This window comes from Spirosoma spitsbergense DSM 19989 (genome assembly GCF_000374085.1).
Lineage (GTDB): Bacteria > Bacteroidota > Bacteroidia > Cytophagales > Spirosomataceae > Spirosoma > Spirosoma spitsbergense.
The window spans coordinates 19916-45228 of record NZ_KB893546.1; the positions used below are offsets into that span (position 1 = coordinate 19916).

The window sequence follows — 25313 nt, forward strand, 5'->3', positions numbered from 1 at the left end:
AGTTGACAGATTACCTAAAAACTTACCCTGATGAAATCATTTTTTTTACTACTCCTGACTGTCACGAGCGTATGGGCGCAGCAACACAATGCGGGTTTTGGCCGTAAACTCAAAACAACTTCTCCATCGCCGGGGCTGGCCGAACGGTTAAACGCGGTCGTTGTCCCGCTGTTGAAAGACAGAGTCGCTCGTCAGCCATTGCTGGGAGCCAGTGCCGGACAGCGGGCTCTGGAACCGCTACGCCTGAGGGTAGTCCGGGATTCCAGCACCGGGTTACCCGTATTTATCGAGCGAAAACGGAGCGCTGCCACTGATGCCAATCAGGCGAATAAATCGGGAGCGCGCCTTTCTGCAACGGCGGCTGCATCCGCTGCCTTTCAGTTTATTGGGCAGGTGGGTAATTTACTCCAGTTAGATAAGCCGGAAGAGAACTTCACCGTTTCGCGCACCGAAACAGACGACCTGGGGCAGATGCACGTTCGGCTGGCGCAAACGTACCGGGGCGTACCCGTACTGAATTCAGAACTGGTTGCCCACCTCACGGATGGGGAAATAACACTGCTGAACGGACGCTACCAACCCATAGTCGCTGGTCTTTCAATAACGCCCAAACTGGCCATTGCCGACGCTTCGGCACAGGCACTTAACGATGTTCGAAAAACATCGAAGGTGCGGTCGTTTGGGGATAATATCCTGAAAATGAATTCGTCGGAAGGGGAGTTGTGCCTGTTCCCAACGGCTAATGGTGGTGCAAAACTTGCCTATGCGCTTACGGTTCGACCTAATATGCTCGAACGCTGGGAATACGTGATTGATGCCCAAACGGGTGAGGTGCTGGATAAATACAACCATACCTGCTCCTTTCTGGGGCCAATTACCGCATCGGGCCGGGATTTGAACGGCGTGACGCGCACCTTTCAAACCTATCAGCAACCCGGCACTGGCTATTTTCTGATCGATGCATCGCGCCCGATGTTTAACGCAACCCGGTCTAAAATGCCGGACGACCCGGTAGGGGTACTCTGGACGATAGACGCAAAAAATACCTTTGGGGACAATCAGAAACTATACCAGATTACGTCCGGCAACAATGCCGACTGGACACCTACCGCCGTTTCTGCGCATTACAACGCGGGTATTGCCTACGATTATTACCAGAATACCTTTAAACGGAACGCCCTGAGCGGAACTGGCGAAACCATCGTATCCGTCGTTAACGTGGCCGATGACGATGGTAAACCCATGGATAATGCGTACTGGAATGGGAAGATAATGGCCTATGGCAATGGTAAACTCCTGAAACCGCTGGCAGGTGGCCTGGATGTGGCCGGTCATGAGATGACGCACGGGGTTATTCAGAACACCGCCAATTTGCAGTACAAAAGTCAGTCGGGAGCCATCAATGAGTCCTTTGCCGATGTGTTTGGGGCCATGATAGACCGGGCCAACTGGACCATTGGTGAAGCCGTAGCTACTCCCTCCATCCTGCCGTCTGGTGCGCTGCGGGATTTATCCAACCCCAACCAGGGTGGTAAAAGCAGGGACCCAAATGGCTACCAGCCTGCCACCATGAGTCAGTATGACAACACCTCCAGCGATAATGGGGGCGTACACATCAACAGCGGGATTCCAAACTTTGCCTTTTATAAATTTGCCACGGTAGTCGGGAAGGACAAGGCCGAAAAAGTGTATTACCGTGCCCTGACGACTTACCTCGTGCGTACATCCCAGTTTCTGGATTTGCGCCTGGCCATCATCAAAGCTACCGGTGATTTATACGGAGCAACGGGGGCAGAAGTGACAGCCGCCAAAAATGCCTTCGATGCGGTGGGTATTACCGAAGGAACGCAGAGTACCCCCGGCAAGCAACCTGATGTGCCGGTAGCGTCGGGCCAGGATTTGCTCTTACTGGCCGATGCCATTGATGCCAAACTTTATTCGACCGTAGTAGGTGTCTCTCCGGCTAAGTTCGACCCAAAATCGTCTCTGGGGCTGGTGCATCGACCCAGCGTGACGGATGATGGAAAGTTTGCGTACTACGTGACGACTGATAAAAAAATCCGGGCGGTGAACCTGACCGGAACCCCTGCCGAAACCATCATCTCTGCCGAGACTATCTGGGACAACGTGGCCATCTCGAAGGATGGCACTAAACTGGCCGCCCTCACCGCCGACCGCGACGGGGTGGTGTACGTGTATAGCTACGCGAAGAAAAAATGGGCGCAGTTTAAACTGTACAATCCTACCTATACGGAGGGTGTTCAAACCGGTGATGTGCAGTATGCCGACTCCTTTGAGTGGGATTTTGCGGGCGAAAACATTGTTTACGATGCGTACAACGCCCTCAAAAACAATTCGGGTAAGGCTATTGATTACTGGGACGTGGGCTTCATTAACGTATGGAGTAACACGGCCGGGGACTTTACGAAGGGAAACATCGAAAAGATATTTTCTTCGCTGGAAGAGGGCGAAAGTATTGGTAACCCGTCATTCTCCAAAAACTCGCCCGACATCATCGCTTTCGATTATGTGGACGAAACGAATAGCACCTATCAGGTTGTGGCTATTGACCTGAGCACCGGCAAAGGCAATGCCTACGACAACAATACGCTGGGTTTCCCAAGCTACTCCCGGCTAGATAATAAACTGGTGTTCAGTACGAAAAATGGAAAAAGCGAAGACGTGTCGGGAGTCGACATGGGGGCCGATAAAATTACCTTTAGTGGTAAAGCCACCGTATTATACACCGGGGCTAAATGGCCGGTCTGGTACACGCAGGGTACGCGTACCATTGTTCAGAAAGCGACGCAAACCATTACGTTTAACGCCATTGCCGACCGGTATAGCAACCAGGGTGACCTGACGTTAAATGCCACCTGCTCATCCAGCCTGCCCGTTAGTTTTCTGGTGAAAAGTGGTCCGGCGAATTTGACCGGTTCGACGCTGAAATTCACCGGCGTCGGTTTGGTGACGGTGCAGGCAATTCAGACGGGCAACGACCAGTTTGCGGCTGCTACCCCCGTTGAGCGTTCCTTCAACGTACTCACCGTTACGGGCATTGAGCCGTACTGGGCCGATGCGTTGTCTATCTATCCGAACCCCGCTGGCAGTACGCTAACGGTCGATTTGCCCGGATCGCAAACTATCGAACAACTATCAATTAAAACATTGACCGGTAGTACCGTAGCCCAGTCCGCCCTCCGCATCCGACAGCATACCGCTACGATAGAGGTTGGGCATTTGCCAAAGGGCCTGTACTTCCTGCAAATCCAAACGCCGGATGGCACCGTGAATAAGAAAGTAATTAAGGAGTAAGTTTGACCTTGAATTTTAATCAGCCCGAACGGGTTATTCTCCGTCATGAGCTTTCCCTGATCAACCAATACCGAGGTTGACTGCTCAGTCCATTCGGGTTGGGTGGTGCTAACTTCACTTCCTTCTCCTAGTCTCTTTTGTTGGCAGGACAGGAGAAGGAAGTGACACAATTTCTATTTTGTGGTGATTGCTATCGTACCTGATGCTTTGTTGACGTCTACGCGAGCAATTTTGTTAGGTGAAAGCGCAGTGACGTCTTCTTTCGTTACTACTTTCCCGTTGATCATAAAGTTCTTCACATCCTTCAGCGCAGAGGCATCATTGGCCGGAACTGGTGGGGGAGGTGGAGGAGCGAGTCTTGTCTTCGCATTTGGCTGATCATTATCATCTAGTTCAAAATTGATTGGCAGGTTGAAGCGTACGTTTACTACTCTTCCACTTTGCATAGCTGGTTTCCAGCGGGGCATATTCTGCACCACTCGGATAGCTTCTTCATCAATGCCAAAGCCAAGGCCTTTTAGAATTTTCACATCGCTCACCTCGCCTGTTTTATCCACGATAAAATTGACAAAAACTCGTCCCTGAACGTTGGCTTTTTGAGCCGCTGCCGGGTATTTCAGGCTACTCTGCAAATACTGCCCTAGTTTGGCCATCCCGCCTTTAAATTCGGGTTGCTGCTCCACAACGGTAAAAATCTCACCCTCTACGTTTGCCGGTGTTCGGGCTGCATTTTGCTTTGTTGCTACGGCAGATTCAATTATAGTCTGGTCGGGTTGGGTACACATGACCAGCAGGGCGGCCAGCGGTAGGGCCAGCGCGTAGCCGAGCAACGCCCGGCGAGGGGTTGGTGGTTTTTGTAGCATAACGATACGTTGTTTGAGGGTTGATTTTGAGACAAAAGGGGTCGTTAGAGCCGTCAACGGTACATCGAGCGCGTAGGCGACCAATTGACGGGCATACGTCGGTTGCGTATTGGCGCAGCTAATCGTTTCTTCGGTATCAGTGGTTTGATGAACAGCGGCCCGGTCGGCCAGGAATTCGTGGACTTCCTGTAAAGCGCGTTTGTAGAGCCAAAGCGCCGGATTGAACCAGAAAAAAGCCTGTATCACTTCCAGAAAAATTACATCCGCCGTATGCATCTGACGAATGTGGGCGGCTTCGTGGCGTATCAGGGCATCAGGTTTGGTCAGGCTATCGGTTTGATTCAGCACTAGATACCGGCCGAAGGAGAATGACGGAGTGGTGTTGTCCGGTAATTGGATGAGGGTAAAAGCATCCATGCGCTCGGTATCGCCCCGCCTGATCAATTGGAACACCGCCCTTAACTGCATACCCAGCCGGATAAGCATGAGCACCACGCCCCCTCCATAGAGTAGCCAAACCCACTGGATAATGCTCAACCCATCAGCCTGCGCTGGCTGTGAATTTCCCACCGAAAAAGAGGGTAACGTAATTGTACCAACGGGCAAGGAGTTGGCCGCTCCACCCGGCAACTCAATCAATGGTAATGTGAGCGATAGCAACACCGAAGCCAATAGATACGCCCGATTCAGCCCGAAAAACGTATTTCGGCGGAGGAGTAACGCATAGCAACCGTAAAATAGCAGCAGGTACAGGCTTGCGGTCAGGAGGTAAGAGAGCGTTGTCATTTCTTCTTCGTGGTTATAATTACAACACCATTTTGCGCTTTAGGACCGTACGCAGCCGCTGCCGATGCGTTTTTCAGGACATCAATCGACTGGATGTTATTCGGGCTGAGCGTACTAATGTCATTATTAGGAGCTTCAACGCCGTTAATGATGTAAAGCGGTTTGCCACCGTTGAGCGCATTCCCCCTGATTCGGACCGAAGTGCCAGAACGGTTAAGTGAATCGGGGAGTGGCATAGCATACCTATTAGGACTATCTGTGTCGCCATCGCTGGTATTCTTCATAGGATTGATAAAAAAAGATGAAGGCTTTGCAGAACCGGCATCGTATAGGTCGATTTGGCCTGTTTCAACGTTAGCGTGGACTGAATCACCTGCCTGAAAACGAATAGGTGGATTCTGATTCATGCCGGTGCGCTTGTCTTCTTTCTTTTCCAGTTCGAACTGAATGGGCAGATTGTATTGTACAGATACAGGTTTACCGTTTTGCTTACCGGGATTCCACTTCGGCATTTGGCTCACCACGCGCACCGCTTCTTCATCGCAGCCAAAACCAATACCTTTCAAAATGCGTAATTCCTGGATTTCACCCGTATTAGAAACGACGAACCGTACATAAACCCGTCCCTCTACTTTATTCTTTTGGGCTTCTGTCGGGTAGCGGATGTTATGAATAAGGTATTGACTCAGAGCTTTCATCCCCCCCGGAAATTCAGGTTGTTGCTCAACCACCGTAAAAACTTCACCGTTACTACTGGTCTTGCTGGTCGGTGTGGTTGAGATAATGGGTTTTTCTTGTTCCGGCTTTGGGCCGTTAGCTACCACCACTACTGGCTCTAATCCCGTTGTAGCAACGGCCATTCGCACGTGTATAGTCGTATGGCCGTTAATGGGTACGCTTTGTTTGATAAATCCAACAAAACTGAACTCTAATGTAGCGTCTTTCGGTACATTCAATAGTTTATATCGACCATCTGAACCAGTGCTGGTAAACTGCATTGGCTTTTTAACAATAACTGTTACACCCGGCAACGGCTTCCCATCCACCGCACTTTTCACCTGGCCAGATACGCTAATCGTATCATCGGTTGCCTGTTTTACTACCGCCGTAATTTGCTCCCGTGCGGTGGTCATGGCCAGTAGTCCGAATACCAGCGGTAATACCAGTACATACTTGCCCAGTGCCCAGCGAGCCGTGGCCCGTTGGTGGAGCATCTGAATGCGGAGTTTGAGCAGGGAGGGGGTGAAGAAGCCGTTGGTCAGTGAGTTGGTTTGCAGGCCGAAACTGTATTCGACCAGGAAGCGGGCGTAAGCGCTGGGTTGATGGATTTGTTTGTCGGCCAGGAACTCGTGAACCTGCCGCAGTAGCCGGTCGGTGAGCCAGAGCGTGGGAAAAGCCCAGAAAATGGCTCGCAGGATGGCCATGCCGATCACATCGGCACTGTGCCACTGCCGAATATGAACCAGTTCGTGCCGTAGAATAAGCGGGTTATCCGTATCGGACGGATTGAGTATTAGGAACCGGAAAAAAGAGAAGGTTGCTACAGCTGGGTCATCAGGTTGCACCCGCACAAACTCGTCTTCCACCTGCCGGGGTGATTGCCGAATTAACCAAAGCAACCGACTAATCCGAATGACTAGCCGAACCAGTATAAATAGGGCTATCAATCCGTATATTATCAGGCCCATTTGCTCCCAGTCCATACCAGAGTTGGTAGGTAACGTCTGGGTAGTGGGAGACATAGCCATTGTTTCGGGCAATGTAACGAAGGTCGTTGGTAATGATAACTGAGGCAATGTTTCGACCGTTTTTGTGGGCAGGACAGCGAACGGTAATCCCAGCGATAGTACCACCGACAAGAGGAGGTATGCCCGGTTGAGACTGAAGAAGGTATGCCGACGAAGGAACAGCCAATAGCAGCTTACAAACAGCAGGCCGTACAGATTGGCTTTCAGCAGGTAGTCGAGTGCATTCATTGGTCTTTCTGTTTGTTTAGGAGATTGATGATTTCGTCGGCTTCTTTCAGGCTGATGTTTTTGTCCTGCACGAAAAAAGACACCAGCTTTTTGAGGGAATTGTCGAAGTAGTTGGCCATCAGTTGCTCGGTCTGGAAACGGCGGTATTCTTCTTCCGTAATGAGCGGAAAATACTCGTGCGTTTTACCGTACGCAGTGTAGCCAACCAGTTCCTTTTTCTCCAGAATTCGGATAATGGTGGAAACGGTATTGTAAGCGGGTTTTGGAAGAGGTAACTCGGCAAGTACGTCTTTGACGAATCCTTTTTTGAGTTGCCACAGCACCCGCATTATTTCTTCTTCTGCTTTGGTCAGTTCACGTATCGGCATAGTCTTCTCGGTTGTGTAAGATGGTCAGTGAAAGGTATGACTAATGATTTAGTTTTACAACTAATCTATTAGTTAATTTGTTGAAATTTTTTTGACGAGGGTAAAAAGTACATTGTCCTTGTCATTTCTCGGCACGGGCGTTAAAATGACAAGGACAGAAGGGATGACAACGAGGTAATTTTACAACTCGCCCCGAACGATTTTTGCCCCAGCCACCAGGTTGGTGAGTTTCTGTTTGGCGGCCCAGCGGGCGGTTTGGCTCAGGCCACAGTCGGGGGCAACGGCTAGTTTTTCGGCCGGTACGTGGGGCAGGCATTTACGGATGCGTTCGGCCACATCCTCGGGCGTTTCGATGTAGTAGCTTTTTACGTCGATGACACCCACCGCAACATCGAACTTCTCGGCAAAGCGTTCCAGCAGATGCACTTCGGAGAAGTTCAGGATGGTCATTTCCGAGTGCAGTTCATCGACGGTCATGTCCAGAAAATCGGGGAGCATAGGCGCAATTGTCTTTTTACCAACCGAGCGGCCTTTGTAGTTCCCGAAGCACAGGTGCATGGATAATCGGGTTTTGCCCACACCCGGTGCCACCGTCCGGTTGAAAATATCGACAAATCGTTTGGTGTCTTCCCGGTAGGCATAGCACGACATGGAGGGCTCATCGACGCAGATTTCGGGTACGCCCAATTCAACCAGGGTAGCAATTTCCTTACTGACCAGCGGTAGCAGCGCTTCTGTTACCTCCCAACGGTCTTTATATAAACTACCCGGCAACAAACGGCCACTCAGCGTGTACGGACCGGGAATAGAGACTTTCAAGCCCTGCCCTTCGGGAGCCAGTCGTTTGAGCCGCAGATATTCCTCCACTACGCCCAATCCGCCCGGCGCAGTTAGAGGCTCAACAATGTTGTGCTTACCCCGCTGGTCGTGCGCAGGTGGGCCAAACCGCCGTAGTTCAGATTCGTTGTTCTGAATACCGTTGATATACCCGTAAAAGGAAAGGTTGAAATCAAACCGGGTTTGCTCGCCATCGGTAATAACATCCAGACCAGCTGCTACCTGGTCGTGAACGGAAGCAATCACGGCATCGTCAATCATTTCATTGATATCAGCCGGGCCGAACTGCGAAAGATTCTGGCTGGAGAATTCAAGCCAGCCCGGAAATGGCATCGAGCCGACAACGGTAGTTTTGATAGGAACGGGTTGCAAATCAGTAGTTAGTTAAAGCACTATATACGAATCAAAATTCAGGCATTGGCTCATCAGCTATAATCGCTGATACGGGCAATTTTGCCATCGCTGAAGGCGAAAACGGTTACGCCCCGTAATGATAGAACTTCCCCGGCTTTTGCTCCGGCAGGTAAGTCAACGGCCAGAATCGAGTTGTAGTCAATTTCAACGGCGGCTGTTCGGTCGCTCAGTGTCAGTGAGCGAATAGTTTGTTGCCTGATTCTGAACAAACCTATCGACTGCCGTGCCAGAGCCTCGAAAGCGGCTTTGCCACTCGTTGTGGTAATTTCGTTCGTATTCGATACATTTTCAAACACGATTACATCGTGCAACAGGGCCACCATGTCAGCAACATTCATGGCGTTATAAGCGGCAATGTATTGGCGAATTAAGGATTCCATTATTCGGGGAAACGATGCGTTGTGCATCGAAAAAAGTTGCCTGATGTGTTTTATCTACTCCATAATGTATTCCCACCACAGTATATCTTCTACCCGGCCGAACAGACTAAAGCCATTTTTTTCCAGCACTTTTTGAGACGCTATATTCTGGGCTTCCGTATCGGCTACGATTCGCTCTACATGGGGTTGCTGATTCGCCCAGCTAACCAGTGCGCCCACCATTTCGGTCATGTACCCTTGCCGGCGGAGGGTAGGATAGGTACCGTAGCCAATCTCAATCGAACCCGTTTCGTCGGGTTCACCTTTGAATTTTGCTTCAGCCACAAATTGCTGTTTCTCCCGGTCAATAGCCAGCCACATGGTATGATAAAGTGGGTCCAGCGTAGGGTCCTGCAAGCGGGGTATCGTAAAATGGGTAACGATACTCCGGGTTGGTTCAACGGGCGTTCTGTACCCTTTCTTTATGCCTATCGCCTGTTCCAGCCTGTAGTTGTCGGCTATGTATAGTCGAAGGTGATCCAGGGTAAGCGGAATTAGGGTTAGGCGTGGGGTCTCAAGCATGGAGTAATCCTGTTCATAATTGCCCCTCGCTCACGCTCCAGCCACCGTCGACTGTGAGCACCTGCCCGGTGGTAAAGGCCGATTGATCGGACATGAAATAAACGGCGGCTCCATCCAGATCGTTGGCGTGACCAATGCGTCCGCCATCGAGGGGCTGCTTGGTTTTAGTAAAAGCCATGATCGTATCATCCTGCGTAGCTCGCTGTGCCATGGGTGTTTCAACCAGGGCAGGCGCCAGTACATTGACGCGGATGTTTTCGTTGGCGTAATAAGCTGCCACTGATTTTGTAAAGCCGATTACGCCTGATTTCATGGCGGCATACGCGTGCGTGGCGAAGTACGTGGGGGAGGGGCTCGACCCCAGCACCGATCCCATGTTCAGAATGGTGCCACCCCCGCCCTGCGCCCGGAAAGCCCGTACAGCCGCCTGATTGGATAGCATGAGCGATGTCAGGTTCAGGTTAACCGTGTAGTTCCAGCCATCGAGCGTAATATCATGCAGAGGGCCATCGCCATACCGTCGGCCACTACCGCCCGCTACGTGAAATAGTCCGTCAAAACCACCGAAAATCTGCTGACAAAGCGCAATGGCTTTGGGAGCCGTTTGCGGATCGGACGCATCACCCGACATGGCCAGGCCGTTACCTTCTAACTGATTTTCGGCTGTTGCACAACTTTCGGAATTGCGTCCGACCACCACAACATGAGCGCCTTCCCGTACGAACGCCAGCGCGGCCGACAGGCCCATACCCGTTGTACCACCTATGACAACAATCTTTTTATTATCTAACCACATTGAATCTGAAATTAGTAAAGGTCTAATGTAAGCCGTAAACGGTTTTTAAGTTCGGCGTAAATCGTGTCGGACACTTGCCCTAACTCGCTGGTAAAGATAGATTTATCGAGAGTAGCCAATTTGTCCATTTTAAAAACCGACGCTTTACTCAGCCCCGTGTCATTAAAATCATTGTGAGACGTTTTCAGGACATAATCGGCCGTACCGGGTAAAGCAGGAGTGACTGATGAGATGAAAGCAACGATACATCGGAATCGGCAGGATTGTTCCCTGACAATACGATAGCAGGTCGTCTTTTTGTAGAACTTAGTGTCCGTAAAAGGAAATTTGGTCAGCACAATTGTTCCCCGGTCCATCAATACGTAACTTTTGAATCAGCATCGGTATATACGTCTTCCTCCTCCTCAGCAAGAAAAGCAAATGCCTTACTTTGCTCAACAAGCTGCTGTATATTGGCACCACGCACATCGTCCGCCTTCGTGGAAGCATCCGGTTTATCCTGTAAAAAGGTAATGATGACCTCTTGAGGAGCCTTCACATTCACTGGCTGTAATAGTTTTATACTTTTACCGTCGTAAATGGCTTTTACACGTAGCATGTGCTTGGAATATTAATTGAGTCTGCAAGAAACGAAATAGACTGCTGAACGCCAACCGGCGGCTATGATTGTTGTATTGATTATCTTTGATAAAAACTCAGTTCTCTGTGGAAACGAACCAATTCGACTTCATCGAAGAATACCAATCGGAAGATGTCATGTCGCTGAATCACTCACGTATTATCAATCGGGTAAGCGTTGCGCTCAGCCGGTATGATGATAATTATGATGTTTTTCCGGAGTTAGAACTTGAATTATCGACAGGAAAGTGCAAGCCGGACGTAGCCGTCTATAAAAACCTGCCTGTCGATTGGTTCAACGATATCATGTATTTCAACCAGCCACCAATTATTGCGATAGAGGTACTATCGCCTAAACAAGCGGTCACTGACTTGACCGACAAAGCGTTAAATCTGTACTTTCCGGCTGGCGTACAGGTCGTATGGATTATCATACCAACCCTTCGTATTTTACAGGCGCTACTACCCGATAGTTCTACCCAAACCTGGTCGAGCGGATTGATGACTGACCCCGTTACGGGGATGGAACTGGATCTAGGGTATTTGTTTAAATAAAAAGGCCGGACAGGTATAGAAAGTAAACCTGCCAACTGGTCAAGCCACATCCCGCTCAATAATCTTTCCGCTGGCTTTCTCTTTCAGAATCAGTTTATTCCGGCCATCGTGGGTCATTTCCTGCTTGATGAGGTAGTGGTCTGCATCGTATTCCACCAGAGTCGATTCGGGTTTTAGTCCTTCCTGACCGCGCCAAACCGGCAACTGCACGGGTTCCCACTGTTTGGTTTCTGCCGATTTATACGCGGCATCCAGCACGGCATTCACGATGTAGCCGTCGTAGAAGGTTTCGGCGGGTTCGCGACCTTCCTCCTGCGACTTGAACATGTCGGTAAACATGTGATTGTAGCCCAGGTCATTCACTTCATCACCCACGGGGAAGAGCCAGCCCGTATTCGATTCGGCTTTCTCTGCCACGTAATCGGCCCCTACCCCTGTGGTGAACATCTCGAAGCCGGTACGGAGGAAATTATTGATCCAGATGGTGCCTTCGGTACCCATCACTTCGTCGCGGAGGTCCATACCACCCCGGAAGGTCCAACTCACCTCAAACTGCCCGATGGCCCCGTTTTCGTATTTTACCAGCGCAATGGCGTGGTCTTCGGCGTCGATGGGTTTCACCTGCGTGGCCGCCCAGCACATAACCTCTACGGGCTTTACATCTTTACCGATAAAATTCCGGGAGATCTCAACGCAGTGGCAACCCAAATCAAGCATACAGCCGCCCCCGGCCTGTTCCTTATCCCAGAACCAGTCGGAGTGGGGGCCGGGGTGCGTTTCGCGGGATTTGGCCCACAGAATTCGGCCTAAAGCACCATTTTTGACGCTTTCCAGCGATTTCAGGAACTTAGGTGTGTAGCACAAATCTTCCAGATAACCGGCAAAAATGCCCGCTTCTTCGGCCGTTTTCATCATCCGCAGGGCTTCTTCTCCCGTGCGACCCAGCGGCTTGGTACAAACCACCGATTTCTTGTGTTTCGCACACAGGTTGACGGCCGTTTCGTGAATGTTGTTAGGCAGGGCAATGCAAACCATGTCCACATCGGGGTGGGCAATGACGGCTTCCATGTCAGTGGAGGCAACGTCGCAGCCGTAATCGGCTTTGAATTTATCGGCAGTTTCCTGACGGCGGGCGTAGATGGCGGTTACTTTGTCGCGGCTGCGCTGGCCGTGAATGGATTCGGCGTAGAAGCGGCCAATGAAGCCACCGCCGAGCATAGCAATACGTTGCATAGGGTAAGAGTTCAGTTAAGGGGTTAATCCGTACTTTCGCACCGCTAAATAGGAGAAATCTCCGTTGATTAACCCGGATATGCCCAATTTTTTTGACATTCATACCATTTTCTTTACGCTATGGGATTACCCCATGAGTTACCTCGAATTTTTTGGCGTGCTAAGTGGAGGAGTCGCCACCTGGCTGGCGGCCCGTGCCAATGTGCTGACGTGGCCCATTGCGGTAGGGAGTGTTTTCCTGTTTTTCTTCCTGTTCTATCAGGTGCAGCTCTACCCGGACATGTTTTTGCAGGTATTCTTCTTCATCACCTACCTACAGGGCTGGTGGCGCTGGACCCACCCGGTTGCTCAGGAAGCAGACCAGCGTCGCGAACTGCGCATTACCCGTTTGGTGGGCCGACCGCTGGTTTCGACGCTACTGGGTGGCGTGTTGGCAACTGGTTTGCTGGGTATGTTCGCTCAGAATCTACATACGTTGTTTCCCATCCTGTTCAGTAAACCGAGTGCCTTTCCGTATCTGGATTCGTTTACGAGCGTGATGAGCATCATCGGCACGTTCATGATGATTCATAAAAAACTGGAATGCTGGTGGGTCTGGCTGGTTATCGATTTGATAAGCACGTATATGTATTTTGTGAAGGGTGTAAAACTGGTTGGTATCGAATACGCTTTCTTCTGCCTGATTGCCATTCAGGGTCTCTGGCACTGGACACGCGAATATCGGGCATACCCAATGCAAAAAAGCCCGAATTAACTCTTTTTGAAAACTGTTCCAACGGTTTTCCTGGTAGATAGGTCTATCAGCAAAAGACAAGATAATCAATCATGAAATACGCCCTGTTTTTCTCGCTTTTACTGCTCTTCTCCTGTTCAACGTCGAATGATGCCGTACCCAGTGATAATGGGCTGGCGGGTATCTGGCGGCTGACCACCTACTGTAAACCGGCAAGCAATTCGACCTGTACATCGACTACGGTTCCTGCGGGTAAAAATGTGTTCGTCTTTTTTGGCAACGACGGGAGGTTTAATGAGACCTACGAAAACACAAAACCGGTCGAGTACAGTTTTCTGGGTTGCGGTAGCGGAAATTACTCGATAGAAGGTAATAAGGTCAGAATCCGCGCACTCTGTATGTCATCCTTGGATGGGCAACTATACGACATCCTATCAATCAATGCCAGTCAATTAGTGATGAAACCATTTGGTACGGGTGAATATGTGTTTGTTAAAGAGTAAATGGCTTCTAATCAACAGGCAACGATACTTGATGATCCCATTGGCCGGATAGGTAATTTTTCTGGTTTACAGGGTATGAAATAGGATCTTTTTAAGATATATAAGTATAAAACAAGATATATTAATTAGTATAATTTAAAGAAAATTAGGCTATAAAGAGCTGATAATTATGTTATTAACATTTTTGTATTATAACTTTGCGTTGAAAACAAACAATAAACTTATATGGCAATCGCCAAACAATTCCTCAAAAGCAAGCCTCTTGCAAAAGTAACGTTCGAATTGACGGCTGAGGCTGTCAATGGTGCTAAAACGGTCGCTCTGGCCGGTGAGTTTAATGACTGGGATCCTTCTGCCCAGGTTTTGAAGAAGCAAAAGGACGGTTCGTACAAGACAACCGTTGAACTGCCAGTGGGTGGCGAGTACCAATATCGCTATGTGTTGGATGGCACGACATGGACCAACGACGAGGCAGCCGATAAATACGTGGCCAGCGGTGTTTCAGGTGAAGAGAACTCGGTTGTTGTTCTCTAGGAAAGAAATTTAGCAGAAAAAAGGAAGGGGTAATCGGCTGTCATTTTCGACCAGCCAATTACCCCTTCTTTGTGTCTTGCCATGCCTGCCTCAGCATAGAGCTCGTCTGAGGTTGGCGTGACAAAAAATTACACAGTGAAGCTATCCGACTCCTGATAGGCTTTGATCAGCGCCATTTCGCCTTCTTTGCCTTTCTGCGATTTACCGTGTTCCATACCCAGGATGTATTCCCGACCGGCTGCTTTCTGCTTTTCGTAGATGTGCTTAAATATGTTTTTGTAATTGATCTCGCCCGTAGTAGGTTCGTTCCGGCCCGGGTTGTCGCCAATCTGGAAGTAGCCGATTTCGTCCCAGGCCCAGTTGATGTGCGGAATAATGTGGCCTTCGTTTTTTTGCATGTGGTAAATGTCGAACAGAATCTTGCACGATGGGCTGTTCACGGCCCGGCAGATTTCATAGGTCTGATCGGACGTTCGCAAAAACAGGTTGGGGGTGTCGCTCAACGGCTCCAATACCATGGCTAGTCCGGCAGGTGCCAGAATGTCGGCTCCCCGGCGCAGGGCATCAATTACGTTGCCGGTTTGGATGCCAATGGGCATGTTACGATCAAAATCACCGGGTACAACGGTGGCGTATTTAGCGTTGCAGCGCTTGGCAGTTTCTACCGCTTTCCGGCATCCATTCAAAAATATCTCGACGTATTCAGGCTTGCCGGCGGCCAGGGTATTCTGCCCATTGCCACCCTTGTCGATCACAAAAACACCCATTGCCATACCCAGACGGGCCATTTCTTCACCAATTTTCGATTGCAGCGCCGGGTCACGGCCCATCATACCGTTATCTTCCATGGCGGTAAATCCCATATCGGCCATAAACTTAAGCTGGTCAATGGGGTCTTTACCGGCACTGTTTTCAAACATACCAAAATGGGGGGCGTATTTGAGTTTGAAGTTGTTTTTGGCGAGCGGAGCTGCCGGTTCATGCCGGTTGCCCGCCAGAACTTCACCCGAAACTACAGCACCAGCCAGACCTAATCCAGCCGCTCCAAAGGTTGATTTTACAAAGTTGCGTCGTTGCATAATTGATTCATTCAACTGGTTTCTACCAGCGTTAGAGAAGGGTATACTCGTTTATTTCTTTTTCAAACTTGACAAATAGTCCACCAGATCGACCATTTCCTGCGTACTCATAGCTTCCTGCAAACCGGATGGCATCATAGAAGAGTCCAGTTCTTTCATCGACACAACATCGGCCATTTTGTAATTCTGGACTACCCCACCCGGAAACTTCATTTGCAGGTCCGTTTCTGTTTTGCTGGATACAATTCCTGTCATGGAACTACCGTCTTTAAACTTCACTTCCCAGCCCTCGTAGCCAAAGCTGATGCCCGCATCGGGGTGTAAAATAGCCAGATACTGTCCTTCTTTCGGCAATTTGGAGCCTATTTCCGACAGTTTAGGGCCAAAATCCATGCCCTCGCCGTTCACCTGATGGCAGGTAGAGCAGTTGTTTTTGAACACGCTCAGCCCTTTCGACGCATCGCCGTTCATAGCCAGCAATTCATTCATGCCGGGCAGTTTTTTACCTTCCGCAGTTGGATTGCTGTCCAGGAAAGCAGCCGCTTCTTTCCGGATGTTTTTACGCCAGGCACCACTTACACCCTGAACGGCAGTAACCTTATAGTCTCCTTTGATAGCACCGGATTTCAACAGCGCAATAACAAGATCTTCGCCATCACTACTCCCGCCCAGCGAGCGGGTTGCCTCTTTCCGTAGCAGAACGGGTCTTTTCTCGTCCAAAGCAACCGTTTTCAGTATGTTGATGGATTCGGTATTACCAACCCGGCGCAAGGCCATCAGCACATTTTTAGCCGCATCCGGATCGCCCGAACCGTCGGACCGTCCATTGATAACGTCCCACACCATGGCCTCTCCTTTTTGCTTGAGTAACTGGCGGGCCGCATCCCGGCCCATACCGTCCATGGCTTTGGCGATAGCCAGTTTGAGCAGGTTTGCGTTTTCGGACGTTGGTTCAAAGCGCGTCACCAGTTCAACGTATTCGGGCGTTCCGTAAACCTCTTTCATTAACTTGGATAAGGCGGCAGCAGCTACGGGTGAATTTTTGACAAAGTCCGGGTCGAGGTGGCGTAACGCTAATTTAGTGACGTCGGTAGAATTGCTGTTAGCCTGTAAAATACCGAGTAACGCATTCGATTTTTCAGTGGCACCGGGGTTAAAATCAAACGCCCGGAAGTACCGCAATCGCTGATTCAAATCAACGGAAGGGTCACCAGCCAGCTTGGCCAGCAGGGGGACAGATTCCTTCGTCCGTGCCCGCCACACAATGTCACGACCACCCACGTTCGCCAGCGGATCGTTGTTCATCTGCTTTACCCACGCGGTATAGTAGCTGTCCCAGTTGCTCTCGGCCCCAATGCCCAGCGCTTCCAGATACCAGCGATCTTTCCCATCGTACTGACTGGCCAGCTGCGCCCACAAAGCCGGGGCTTCGGCAGATTGCGAGCGGTGCAGCGCAATAGCACATTCCCGGCGAACCTGTGGGCTTTTGTCGTTGACGAGTTGCTTTACGTACGGAATAATATCGGTTTTGAGCTGGCGGGCAGCCCGGAGTGCGGTGATGCGTAAATCCGGGTTATCACTTTTTAAGGCTGTTTCGACGTACTTCGACCCGTTATCCAACTGGCTCAACAGCCAAAGGGCCCGAGCCTGCATCCGTGGATTGTCGGACGATTTGTAGAGTTTTGCCAGTGGTTTTTCGGCTTTTTTACCCAGGTCGTGTAGTTTCTGCCAGCCCGCATACCGGATGGCCATATTCGGGCTTTGCAGTGCTTCAATCGCTCCACTGGTGGTGGTAACATCCACTTTCGGCATGGTGTACGGTGAATTCGGTGGGGAGACCCGATAGATACGCCCCCGATTCTGGTCACCGGCCTGGTGACCACCTACGCCGGGGTCGTACCAATCAGCAATAATCAGCGAACCATCGGGTGCTACGCAGACATCCGCCGGACGGAACCACTGGTCACGGGTACCTTCCAGTACGTTAACAATGCTGGCCGTATAGCCCGCGCCGTCTTTCTGTACCGGGTACGACCGCACCACGTTCGGACCAGCGTCGCAGTGAATGATTTGATTCTGAAATACCTGAGGTAATAACTTGCCTTCGTACACGATAATACCCGTTGGCGAACCGGCTCCGGTCTGAAGCAGGTTGGGCACCGCGCCGGGGTCGTTCAGGTGCCAGTGCCGACGGGGGATTTCGGGTTCCAGGTTATCCCGGTTGGCCTGCCAGCCCGCACCAGTCATTTCGTCCGTATACCCGTAGTTGCCATAGGGCATTACGTAGTTAATCCGAACACCTTTGTTACCATCGTCGTCATTGTCCGACTGCCAGAGGGTACCGTAGGAATCAACGGCTACTTCGTAATTATTCCGGAAATTCTGTGCCAGCAATTCCACATTCTTCCCGCCCGGATCGCAGCGGAATACCATTCCCTGCTTAAAATTCTGCTTGTTGATGGCTTTCCCGGTGGTGATATCGATAACGGGTTTCCCGTCTTTGTCAAGAAGTTGTTCGCCCGCGTTGCCAAAGTTGAAGTACCATTTTCCATCTGGGCCAAAAACAAAGGTGTGCATGCCGTGGTCGTGCTGCTCCCCACCAATACCCGTAAAGAGTAGTTCTTTTTTATCGGCTTTATCGTCGCCATCTTCGTCTGTCAATATCCACACATTCGGGCTGTCGGAAACGATGACTTTGTTACCCTGCACCCAGATTCCGAGGGGCGATTCGATGCTTGGATCCTGATAGAAAACTTTCGAGACATCGGCTTTGCCATCCCCATTCGTATCCTCCAGAATCACAATCCGGTCGCCTTCCTTATGCGTTGGATTACCCGTAATGGCCGGGCGGTAGTTGTAGGCTTCGCATACCCACACCCGCCCCCGTTCATCTACATCGATGTTCGTCGGATTAGTTAGCATGGGTTCGGCTGCAAACAGTGTCGCTTCCAGGCCCGGTGCTACGTTCAGACTGCCAACTGCATACTTGGGGTCATGCTTATCATCGTCATTTAACCGGGCAAACAGGCGGGTCAGGTAACCGTCCGATGCTGCGTTCAGGTTTCGATTCTGATAAGCTCCGATGAATACACTGCCGATAAAAAGACCAGCCGTAGAGAGGAAAAGGGCTCTCTGGAAAAAAGCAGTACGTTTATTCTTGAAAAAAGGAGTCATATTTTTTGCCGGTTGATAGTCGTATTTTATAAAAGATTTTCAAACAGTTACCTCTGTTGTAAAGTTAGTATAACACGTCTTTTTACCTGTCATATCTTGGATTTTTAATCATTTTTTTTCCTGTAATAATTCAAGTGTGATACCTTTTATGTACAATTGCATCGCCACATTGGCATTTCACCTAAACACTTAAACTCATGGGTTTTCTGTATTCGATTCTAATCGGCGGCATTGCAGGCTATCTCGCTAGTGTAATTATGGATAGCCATAATTCGGCTATCGTCAACATTTTGTTGGGCATCGTAGGCGGATTTGTCGGTGGTTTTATTGCCCGTAAACTGGGCAACGACCCCGATAACGACGGCTTGGTTATGAACCTGCTCATTGCAGTAGTTGGTGCTATTGTGCTCATCTTCATAGGGAGATTGTTCTAGATTGATTGTACAAAAAATCCCCCGTTGTGAAATTATGTTTCATAACGGGGGATTTTTTGTAGCCTTTTCACAAATTTTTCCGCTTTATTTCTTTCACGGCAAAATCCGCAGCCCGGGCCGTCATGGCCATGTAGGTAAGCGACGGATTAACGCACGCGGCCGATGTCATGCAGGCTCCATCCGTTACAAACACGTTTTTGGCTTCGTGTACCTGGTTGTGCGCGTTCAGTACCGACGTTTTGGGGTCGTGCCCCATGCGGGCGGTTCCCATCTCATGAATGGCCATGCCTAAGGCATATTGGTCATTGTGTCCTTTTACATTCTTCAGTCCCGCCGATTCCAGCATTTCGATGGCATCGTTCAGCATCTCGCTCCGCATTTTGTGTTCATTTTCGCGGATTTCGGCATCGAACACGACGATGGGCATGCCCCACTTATCTTTCTGGTTCGGGTCCAGATACATCCGATTTTCGTAGTAGGGGAGCACTTCGCCGAATCCGCCCAAACCCATTGTCCAGGGGCCGGGTTTGGTCAGCTCTTCCTTATAATCGGCTCCAAAACTCATTTCGGCCACGTTTCGCTGCCAGTTCTGCCGACTCCCACCACCCTGATAGCCAAAGCCACGCACGTAGTCGCGCTTGTCATTGCCAATATTCCGGTAACGGGGTACGTAAATACCGTTGGCCCGCCGACCAATGTAATACTTGTCCAGGTCGCCTTCCCAATCACCGGCCGCACCCACGCGCAGGTGGTGATCCATCAGGTTATGGCCCAACTGCCCCGAATCGTTACCAAACCCTGCCGGAAAGCGGTTAGAGGTCGAGTTCAGCATAATGGCCGTTGTACCCGCGGTGCTGGCACACATAAAAATGACGCGGGCGTAATATTCCTTGTTTTCGAGCGTAACGGAATCAACAATGCGTACGCCCGTTGCCTGTTTTTTATTCTCGTCGTACAAAATCTCCTTAACCACCGAGTCAGGCCGGAGGGTAAGACGACCGGTCTTTGCCGCCGGAGGCAATGTACAGGACTGGGTACTAAAATAAGCCCCATAGGGACAGCCGAGGGCACATTTGTTGCGGTATTGGCAGGAGGCACGGCCAACACCCATCTGCGCCTGAGCTGCTTTGGAGAGGTTTGCCGTGCGCCCAATGGTCATGTTTCGGCCCGGAAAATTCTTCTCGATGCGCTTACGGACCTCTTTTTCCACACAGAACATCTCCATCGGGGGCAGAAACTCACTGTCGGGCAGTTGGGGCAGATTGAGTTTTTCGCCCGAAACACCGGCGAATTTCTCCACATGCGAGTACCAGGGAGCTACGTCTTTGTAGCGAATGGGCCAATCAATAGCAATGCCTTCTTTAGCGTTGGCTTCAAAGTCAATGTCGCTGAACCGATACGACTGCCGCCCCCACGTGATGGACTTTCCCCCAACGATGTTGGGCCGATACCAGGAAAATGGCTTGTCTTCCCGATAGAAAGCGTCCTTATCCGCCATCCAGTACGATTCGTTGGTTTCGTTGACGGGCGTGTTCCGGTTTTTCTGCGGAAAAGCTTCCCGCTGCGCCATCGTTGACCGACCTGCATAGTTCAGCTCCCAGGGGTCTTTGGTGGCGGATTCATACCCCGTCACGTGTTCGAGGGCGTGGCCGCGTTCCAGCATCAGTACGCGGAGTCCTTTTTCCGTCAGCTCTTTGGCTGCCCAACCACCAGACACACCTGAACCAACCACGATGGCATCGAAGGTCTGGTCTTTTATGGAGTCTATAGTGAGGTTCATCGCTATTTTGTTGGGTGCTTACAGGTTTTTTCGCTTCATTTCTTTCACGGCAAAATCCGCAGCCCGGGCCGTCATGGCCATATAGGTAAGCGATGGGTTGACGCAGGAAGCCGATGTCATGAAAGCACCATCCGTAACGAAAACATTCTTGACGGCGTGAAGCTGGTTATTTGAGTTGACAACCGACGTTTTGGGGTCGTGCCCCATGCGGGCGGTTCCCATCTCGTGAATGGCCATGCCGAGGTAAGAACCACGGTCGTAAGCACGTACATTCTTCACGCCTGCCGACTCCAGCATTTCTTTCGCATCATTCAGCATGTCGACGCGCATCTTCTTCTCATTTTCCTTTAGTTCGGCGTTGAACACCACGAGCGGCATGCCCCACTTATCCTTCTCGTTTTTGTCGAGGTACATGTAGTTTTCATGGTAGGGGAGGGTTTCGCCGAATCCACCCAAACCCATTGTCCAGGGGCCGGGTTTGGTCAGTTCTTCCTTGTAATCGGCCCCAAAACTCATTTCGGCCACGTTGCGCTGCCAGCCCTGCCGACTGCCACCACCCTGATAGCCAAAGCCACGCACGTAGTCGCGCTTGTCGTTACCGATGTTCCGGTAACGGGGTACATAAATACCGTTGGCCCGACGACCAATGTAATATTTGTCCAAGTCGCCTTCCCACTCGCCGGCGGCACCAATACGGAAGTGGTGGTCCATCAGATTATGGCCTAACTCACCCGAATCGTTACCCAGTCCATTGGGGAAACGGCTGGAGGTTGAGTTCAGCATAAGGGCCGTTGAACCAAGCGCACTGCCGCACACGAAGATGATATTGGCAAAATACTCTTTACCCTGGAGGGTAACGGCATCGACTACATGTACGCCCGTAGCCTTCTGTTTGTTTTCGTCGTACTTGATTTCTGTCACCACCGAGTCGGGACGTAGCGTTAACCGACCGGTTTTTGCCGCCGGGGGCAGTGTGCAGGACTGGGTACTGAAATAGGCGCCGTAGGGGCAACCCAGCGAACATTTATTCCTGTACTGGCACGGAGCGCGGCCAACGCCCAGTTGGGCTTCACCGGCTTTAGACAGGTTAGCGACCCGCCCAATGGTCATATTCCGACCCGGGAAATTCTTTTCGATGCGCTTGCGGACCTCTTTCTCCACGCAGTACATCTCCATCGGGGGCAGAAACTCACTGTCGGGCAGTTGGGGCAGATTGAGTTTTTCGCCCGAAATACCAGCGAATTTTTCGACGTAGGAATACCAGGGGGCTACATCTTTGTAGCGAACTGGCCAGTCAACAGCGATACCTTCTTTGGCGTTGGCTTCAAAGTCAATATCGCTCATGCGATAGGATTGCCGTCCCCACATAATGGATTTTCCTCCAACAATATTTGGCCGGTACCAGTCGAACCGTTTCTCTTCTTTATAGAGCGAGTCGGTATCTTTCATCCAGTACGTTTCGGTCATTTCATTGTAGGGGTAATCGCGGGCCAGTTTCGGGTGCGTTTTTTTCTGCTCTTCCGTCAGGCGGCCGTTGTATTTTGTTTCCCAGGGGTCTTTGGTGGCGGATTCATACCCCGTCACGTGTTCGAGCTGGTGCCCTTTTTCCAGCATCAGTACCCGTAACCCTTTTTCGGTTAGTTCCTTGGCGGCCCAGCCACCCGTTATACCCGACCCGATGACAATGGCATCGTACGTCTGGTCTTTTATAGCGTCAATATTGAGGTTCATATTTTTTTAAGGAATGAGGAGTTGGGAGCGAGGAGTGAGAAGGCATACGGCTGATTTTTTGCCGCCGGACGGCTCCTCACTCCTTACTCCTCGCTCCTAATACTAACTATAACGCCCACGCCTTCTGGCCGGGTTTGATGGGCATGCAACCGTTAAACTGGCCCGGAACGGGTAGGTATTCGAGGGCTTTTGTGGCGCCAATTTCGGATGTGAAGTAGCCCGTAGTGGTTAACTCCTTCATGCGCAGGAAAAAGGGTTTATCGGCCGTCATGGTTTGTTTGACCATTTCGTTTTTCTGGGCCGTATCCAGTGTTGTAAATTCTTTACCAAATTTGGTTTTGCTATCGGCATCCAGTTTGGCCAGGCCGGCGTAGAATTTCTCCTGGTCCTCTTTCGGATAGCAGTCGCGCATGACCCGAACGATGAACTTCTCGACGCCGGCGGCTTTGGCGCCCGGTGTGCTGGTGGTTGGGATGATAATATCGGCTACCTCGGCCAGCAGGGCTTCCTGGCCGGGCGAAACGGACAGGCTGGGGCCAGTATTGGTAATGCGCCCCATGGCCCCGGCCAGGGTGGGTGCCGACAGAACGACGCCCATCATGAGGGCTGCCTGCTGGATGGCTTCTCTGCGTTTCATACGGTTATACAACTGAGTTTGATTTAAAAGGGTAATCAAGTATAAATATCCTCATCAACGATGAAAATATTGTTCCGGTATAGGCCATAGAACAGAAAAATATCATCCGGGGAGTGTACAGGGTAAAGCAACTAAACAGTAGGTAGTTACTGATAAAATCCGACTATCCAGTTGCTTTTGCGTTTTTATGCCGCATGTCCGTTACTGGTTATGCCAATGATTTCCGGGCACTCCGGTCAGGGTCGTTGGCCAATACAGAGGTATCATCCAGAATCATGGTTTCTCCGTTCTGGGTTGTATAAGGTTTCCAGGTAGGTAGGCCACCCCCGTTTGGATTGCCGTTCTTAACGAAATTCAGGAACGAACCGGCCATCTTTTCCGATAACGCTTTTGGGCGTTTGCCTCCGCCAGTATGCGTAAGCATCAGATCAGTATTGTAAAACCAAAAACAAATATCGTCGCAGTGGAAAGCGCGCATCCGACCATCAAACAGCGGTGGCTGCCAGCCAAACCAGGCCACGTACACGGGGGCTTTTTGTTGCGATACTTTCGCATCGGCGGTGGCAACAACATTCTTTCGGTTGGAAACAATCAGCGCCCACAACTCGATTGGGCGGGCTCTGGGGAAATTTCGGGCGTAGGCATCCACAATGTCGCTGGTTTTCTCGCCGAAGCGGGGTTTGATTTTTTCTTTCACTTCGGCCAGCGAAATGTTTTCCAGACTGGCATCGGTCCGGTCGGGATTCATCTCGTGAAAAGTAGAGCAGAGCATCAGTGGAATATCGGCCGAGAACTGATTGGGGTCTGTGAAGAAATTCCCTGCGTTCACATGGGTTCCGTCGGCCACGGGCGAAAAGCCACCCCGCTGAATACCCATCCGTTTGGCTTCGTCGGTCATTTTTCCGACGGCCCGATTGGCGATGTCGATGTATTCCCGCCACGGAATTTGCTGGAGTTTGTCAATTTCGCCGGGCTTCAGACCAGCCTCTTCCATAATCGTTAGCCCTAGTTTTTCGGCATAGGCCTTATCGGTGCCTGCCAGCGAACTGCCGCTGAGCGCAACCGCTTTATGGAACAACCCTTTAGCAGCGGGCATATTCATCAGGCTGGTCACTTTTGCTCCTCCCCCCGACTGACCAATGATGGTTACGTTGGTAGGGTCGCCCCCAAAATTGGCAATGTTATTTTTAACCCATTCGAGGGCCGCTACCATGTCCAGATTACCCACATTACCCGACGCGGCAAGCGGTCCATCCCCCTGGCCACCAGCCGCTTTCAGATGGCTATAGCCCAGGGCGCCGAGTCGGTGATTGAGTGAACAGAAAACGATGTTGCCCAGGCGGGAAAGATTTTCGCCATGATAGCCGTCCTGTTCAATCCCATTCCCATTGGTGAAACCACCTCCGTGAAGCCAGACGACAACCGGCCTTTTCTGCGTATCCAGTGCAGGCGTCCATATATTCAGTTTTAGACAGTCTTCCGAAACATCGTCATAGTTCCAATGGTCAACAAACGAAGCATACGGATTGGCGTATCGCTTTTCCATGATCTGGGGAGCGGAATTCCCCCACCAGAGAGCGGGACGAATATCGGTCCAGGCCAGGGGCTTTTTCGGGGGCATGAACCGATTCCTTCCCGATGTATCGGCTCCGTAGGGGATGCCTAAAAACTGGTGAATGCCCCGAAGAATAAACCCTCTGACCTTCCCGTATTCTGTGTTGGCCACTGCTATCGTGTCTCCCACAAACAGAATCTGCTCGTCGCCGACGGGCTTCGCTGACTTAGGCAGGTACGCACCAGCGGCAGTCGATGGGTGAGCGATTCCCAAACTGGCTACCCCAACGCCCATTGACTGTAGAAAATTTCGTCTTGACGGTTTCATCGTAAAATAGTTGTTAAAGGTTAAAGAAAAGCAGGCACGCTGTAATCAGCACCGGGTAGGAGAATTTCAAAAGCTTGCTTTAAAAGAGACACTAGAGGATATTTTACTATGCCCGATCAACAGA

At 50.7% G+C, this 25313-nt stretch carries 22 protein-coding genes; 6 read left to right on the top strand and 16 right to left on the bottom strand.

Annotated features, from left to right (window positions below):
* Positions 1-30 precede the first annotated feature (30 nt).
* Positions 31-3315, top strand: coding sequence for a M4 family metallopeptidase (locus tag B157_RS0115640; RefSeq protein WP_020604242.1), 3285 nt, complete (start codon positions 31-33; stop codon positions 3313-3315).
* Positions 3316-3488: 173 nt separating this feature from the next.
* On the opposite strand, the gene B157_RS0115645 is transcribed toward B157_RS0115640, so the two are convergent.
* The 9 genes from B157_RS0115645 to B157_RS0115685 form a co-directional block, all read right to left on the bottom strand.
* A complete protein-coding gene (locus tag B157_RS0115645; protein WP_020604243.1) occupies positions 3489-4964 on the bottom strand; it encodes a M56 family metallopeptidase in 1476 nt (491 codons plus the stop codon).
* Positions 4961-6940, bottom strand: a complete 1980-nt coding sequence (locus B157_RS0115650; protein ID WP_020604244.1) for a M56 family metallopeptidase — start codon at positions 6938-6940, stop codon at positions 4961-4963. Before B157_RS0115650 ends, B157_RS0115645 begins: the two co-directional genes overlap by 4 nt.
* Complete coding sequence (locus B157_RS0115655) at positions 6937-7308, bottom strand: BlaI/MecI/CopY family transcriptional regulator (protein ID WP_020604245.1); 372 nt, start codon at positions 7306-7308, stop codon at positions 6937-6939. Before B157_RS0115655 ends, B157_RS0115650 begins: the two co-directional genes overlap by 4 nt.
* Positions 7309-7488: 180 nt before the next feature.
* A complete protein-coding gene (locus tag B157_RS0115660) occupies positions 7489-8517 on the bottom strand; it encodes a hypothetical protein (protein ID WP_026308729.1) in 1029 nt (342 codons plus the stop codon).
* A 53-nt stretch (positions 8518-8570) separates the two neighbouring features.
* Positions 8571-8939, bottom strand: a complete 369-nt coding sequence (locus B157_RS0115665; RefSeq protein ID WP_245565093.1) for a nuclear transport factor 2 family protein — start codon at positions 8937-8939, stop codon at positions 8571-8573.
* Positions 8940-8993: 54 nt separating this feature from the next.
* A complete protein-coding gene (locus B157_RS0115670) occupies positions 8994-9500 on the bottom strand; it encodes a GNAT family N-acetyltransferase (protein ID WP_020604248.1) in 507 nt (168 codons plus the stop codon).
* 13 nt (positions 9501-9513) lie between these two features.
* Positions 9514-10296 carry an SDR family NAD(P)-dependent oxidoreductase gene (locus B157_RS0115675; protein ID WP_020604249.1) on the bottom strand — a complete coding sequence of 261 codons (783 nt, stop codon included), beginning with the start codon at positions 10294-10296 and terminating at the stop codon, positions 9514-9516.
* 11 nt (positions 10297-10307) lie between these two features.
* Positions 10308-10652 (bottom strand): type II toxin-antitoxin system PemK/MazF family toxin, encoded by a 345-nt coding sequence (locus B157_RS35475; protein WP_020604250.1) that lies wholly within the window; start codon positions 10650-10652, stop codon positions 10308-10310.
* On the bottom strand, positions 10652-10894 hold the full coding sequence (locus B157_RS0115685; RefSeq protein ID WP_020604251.1) for a hypothetical protein: 243 nt from the start codon (positions 10892-10894) through the stop codon (positions 10652-10654). The genes B157_RS35475 and B157_RS0115685 overlap by 1 nt, the downstream gene beginning before the upstream one ends.
* Positions 10895-11001: 107 nt before the next feature.
* Between B157_RS0115685 and B157_RS0115690 the strand changes: the two genes are divergently transcribed.
* The gene (locus tag B157_RS0115690; RefSeq protein ID WP_020604252.1) at positions 11002-11469 is read left to right on the top strand and encodes a Uma2 family endonuclease; all 468 of its coding nucleotides are present in this window, start codon (positions 11002-11004) and stop codon (positions 11467-11469) included.
* 39 nt (positions 11470-11508) lie between these two features.
* On the opposite strand, the gene B157_RS0115695 is transcribed toward B157_RS0115690, so the two are convergent.
* On the bottom strand, positions 11509-12702 hold the full coding sequence (locus tag B157_RS0115695) for a Gfo/Idh/MocA family protein (protein WP_020604253.1): 1194 nt from the start codon (positions 12700-12702) through the stop codon (positions 11509-11511).
* A 79-nt stretch (positions 12703-12781) separates the two neighbouring features.
* Between B157_RS0115695 and pnuC the strand changes: the two genes are divergently transcribed.
* From pnuC to B157_RS0115710, 3 genes are all read left to right on the top strand, one after another.
* A complete protein-coding gene (gene pnuC, locus B157_RS0115700) occupies positions 12782-13456 on the top strand; it encodes a nicotinamide riboside transporter PnuC (RefSeq protein WP_020604254.1) in 675 nt (224 codons plus the stop codon).
* A 71-nt stretch (positions 13457-13527) separates the two neighbouring features.
* Positions 13528-13938, top strand: coding sequence for a lipocalin-like domain-containing protein (locus B157_RS0115705; protein ID WP_020604255.1), 411 nt, complete (start codon positions 13528-13530; stop codon positions 13936-13938).
* 225 nt (positions 13939-14163) lie between these two features.
* On the top strand, positions 14164-14472 hold the full coding sequence (locus B157_RS0115710) for an isoamylase early set domain-containing protein (protein WP_020604256.1): 309 nt from the start codon (positions 14164-14166) through the stop codon (positions 14470-14472).
* A 128-nt stretch (positions 14473-14600) separates the two neighbouring features.
* On the opposite strand, the gene B157_RS0115715 is transcribed toward B157_RS0115710, so the two are convergent.
* Together B157_RS0115715 and B157_RS0115720 are read right to left on the bottom strand one after the other, a co-directional pair.
* Positions 14601-15551 (bottom strand): hydroxypyruvate isomerase family protein, encoded by a 951-nt coding sequence (locus B157_RS0115715; RefSeq protein WP_020604257.1) that lies wholly within the window; start codon positions 15549-15551, stop codon positions 14601-14603.
* Between the two features lie 51 nt (positions 15552-15602).
* Positions 15603-18725, bottom strand: coding sequence for a PVC-type heme-binding CxxCH protein (locus tag B157_RS0115720; protein ID WP_020604258.1), 3123 nt, complete (start codon positions 18723-18725; stop codon positions 15603-15605).
* Between the two features lie 197 nt (positions 18726-18922).
* Between B157_RS0115720 and B157_RS0115725 the strand changes: the two genes are divergently transcribed.
* Complete coding sequence (locus tag B157_RS0115725; RefSeq protein ID WP_018617843.1) at positions 18923-19159, top strand: GlsB/YeaQ/YmgE family stress response membrane protein; 237 nt, start codon at positions 18923-18925, stop codon at positions 19157-19159.
* A gap of 67 nt (positions 19160-19226) precedes the next feature.
* Here B157_RS0115725 and B157_RS0115730 read toward each other — a convergent pair whose 3' ends face one another.
* The 4 genes from B157_RS0115730 to B157_RS0115745 form a co-directional block, all read right to left on the bottom strand.
* Positions 19227-20939, bottom strand: coding sequence for a GMC oxidoreductase (locus B157_RS0115730; RefSeq protein ID WP_020604259.1), 1713 nt, complete (start codon positions 20937-20939; stop codon positions 19227-19229).
* 18 nt (positions 20940-20957) lie between these two features.
* Entirely contained in the window at positions 20958-22670 is a 1713-nt protein-coding gene (locus B157_RS0115735; protein WP_020604260.1) for a GMC oxidoreductase, read from the bottom strand.
* Positions 22671-22776: 106 nt separating this feature from the next.
* On the bottom strand, positions 22777-23307 hold the full coding sequence (locus B157_RS0115740; RefSeq protein WP_020604261.1) for a gluconate 2-dehydrogenase subunit 3 family protein: 531 nt from the start codon (positions 23305-23307) through the stop codon (positions 22777-22779).
* 208 nt (positions 23308-23515) lie between these two features.
* A complete protein-coding gene (locus B157_RS0115745; RefSeq protein ID WP_026308731.1) occupies positions 23516-25189 on the bottom strand; it encodes a carboxylesterase/lipase family protein in 1674 nt (557 codons plus the stop codon).
* Positions 25190-25313 lie beyond the last annotated feature (124 nt).

Coding starts and splice junctions, on each gene's coding strand:
- B157_RS0115645 (WP_020604243.1), bottom strand. CDS start 4,964: ATGACAACGCTCTCTTACCTCCTGACCGCAAGCCTGTACCTGCTGCTA.
- B157_RS0115665 (WP_245565093.1), bottom strand. CDS start 8,939: ATGGAATCCTTAATTCGCCAATACATTGCCGCTTATAACGCCATGAAT.
- B157_RS0115710 (WP_020604256.1), top strand. CDS start 14,164: ATGGCAATCGCCAAACAATTCCTCAAAAGCAAGCCTCTTGCAAAAGTA.
- B157_RS0115675 (WP_020604249.1), bottom strand. CDS start 10,296: ATGTGGTTAGATAATAAAAAGATTGTTGTCATAGGTGGTACAACGGGT.
- B157_RS0115740 (WP_020604261.1), bottom strand. CDS start 23,307: ATGAAACGCAGAGAAGCCATCCAGCAGGCAGCCCTCATGATGGGCGTC.
- B157_RS0115735 (WP_020604260.1), bottom strand. CDS start 22,670: ATGAACCTCAATATTGACGCTATAAAAGACCAGACGTACGATGCCATT.
- B157_RS0115685 (WP_020604251.1), bottom strand. CDS start 10,894: ATGCTACGTGTAAAAGCCATTTACGACGGTAAAAGTATAAAACTATTA.
- B157_RS0115725 (WP_018617843.1), top strand. CDS start 18,923: ATGGGTTTTCTGTATTCGATTCTAATCGGCGGCATTGCAGGCTATCTC.
- B157_RS0115640 (WP_020604242.1), top strand. CDS start 31: ATGAAATCATTTTTTTTACTACTCCTGACTGTCACGAGCGTATGGGCG.
- B157_RS0115650 (WP_020604244.1), bottom strand. CDS start 6,940: ATGAATGCACTCGACTACCTGCTGAAAGCCAATCTGTACGGCCTGCTG.
- B157_RS0115655 (WP_020604245.1), bottom strand. CDS start 7,308: ATGCCGATACGTGAACTGACCAAAGCAGAAGAAGAAATAATGCGGGTG.
- B157_RS0115705 (WP_020604255.1), top strand. CDS start 13,528: ATGAAATACGCCCTGTTTTTCTCGCTTTTACTGCTCTTCTCCTGTTCA.
- B157_RS35475 (WP_020604250.1), bottom strand. CDS start 10,652: ATGGACCGGGGAACAATTGTGCTGACCAAATTTCCTTTTACGGACACT.
- B157_RS0115720 (WP_020604258.1), bottom strand. CDS start 18,725: ATGACTCCTTTTTTCAAGAATAAACGTACTGCTTTTTTCCAGAGAGCC.
- B157_RS0115745 (WP_026308731.1), bottom strand. CDS start 25,189: ATGAAACCGTCAAGACGAAATTTTCTACAGTCAATGGGCGTTGGGGTA.
- B157_RS0115670 (WP_020604248.1), bottom strand. CDS start 9,500: ATGCTTGAGACCCCACGCCTAACCCTAATTCCGCTTACCCTGGATCAC.
- B157_RS0115715 (WP_020604257.1), bottom strand. CDS start 15,551: ATGCAACGACGCAACTTTGTAAAATCAACCTTTGGAGCGGCTGGATTA.
- B157_RS0115695 (WP_020604253.1), bottom strand. CDS start 12,702: ATGCAACGTATTGCTATGCTCGGCGGTGGCTTCATTGGCCGCTTCTAC.
- pnuC (WP_020604254.1), top strand. CDS start 12,782: ATGCCCAATTTTTTTGACATTCATACCATTTTCTTTACGCTATGGGAT.
- B157_RS0115730 (WP_020604259.1), bottom strand. CDS start 20,939: ATGAACCTCACTATAGACTCCATAAAAGACCAGACCTTCGATGCCATC.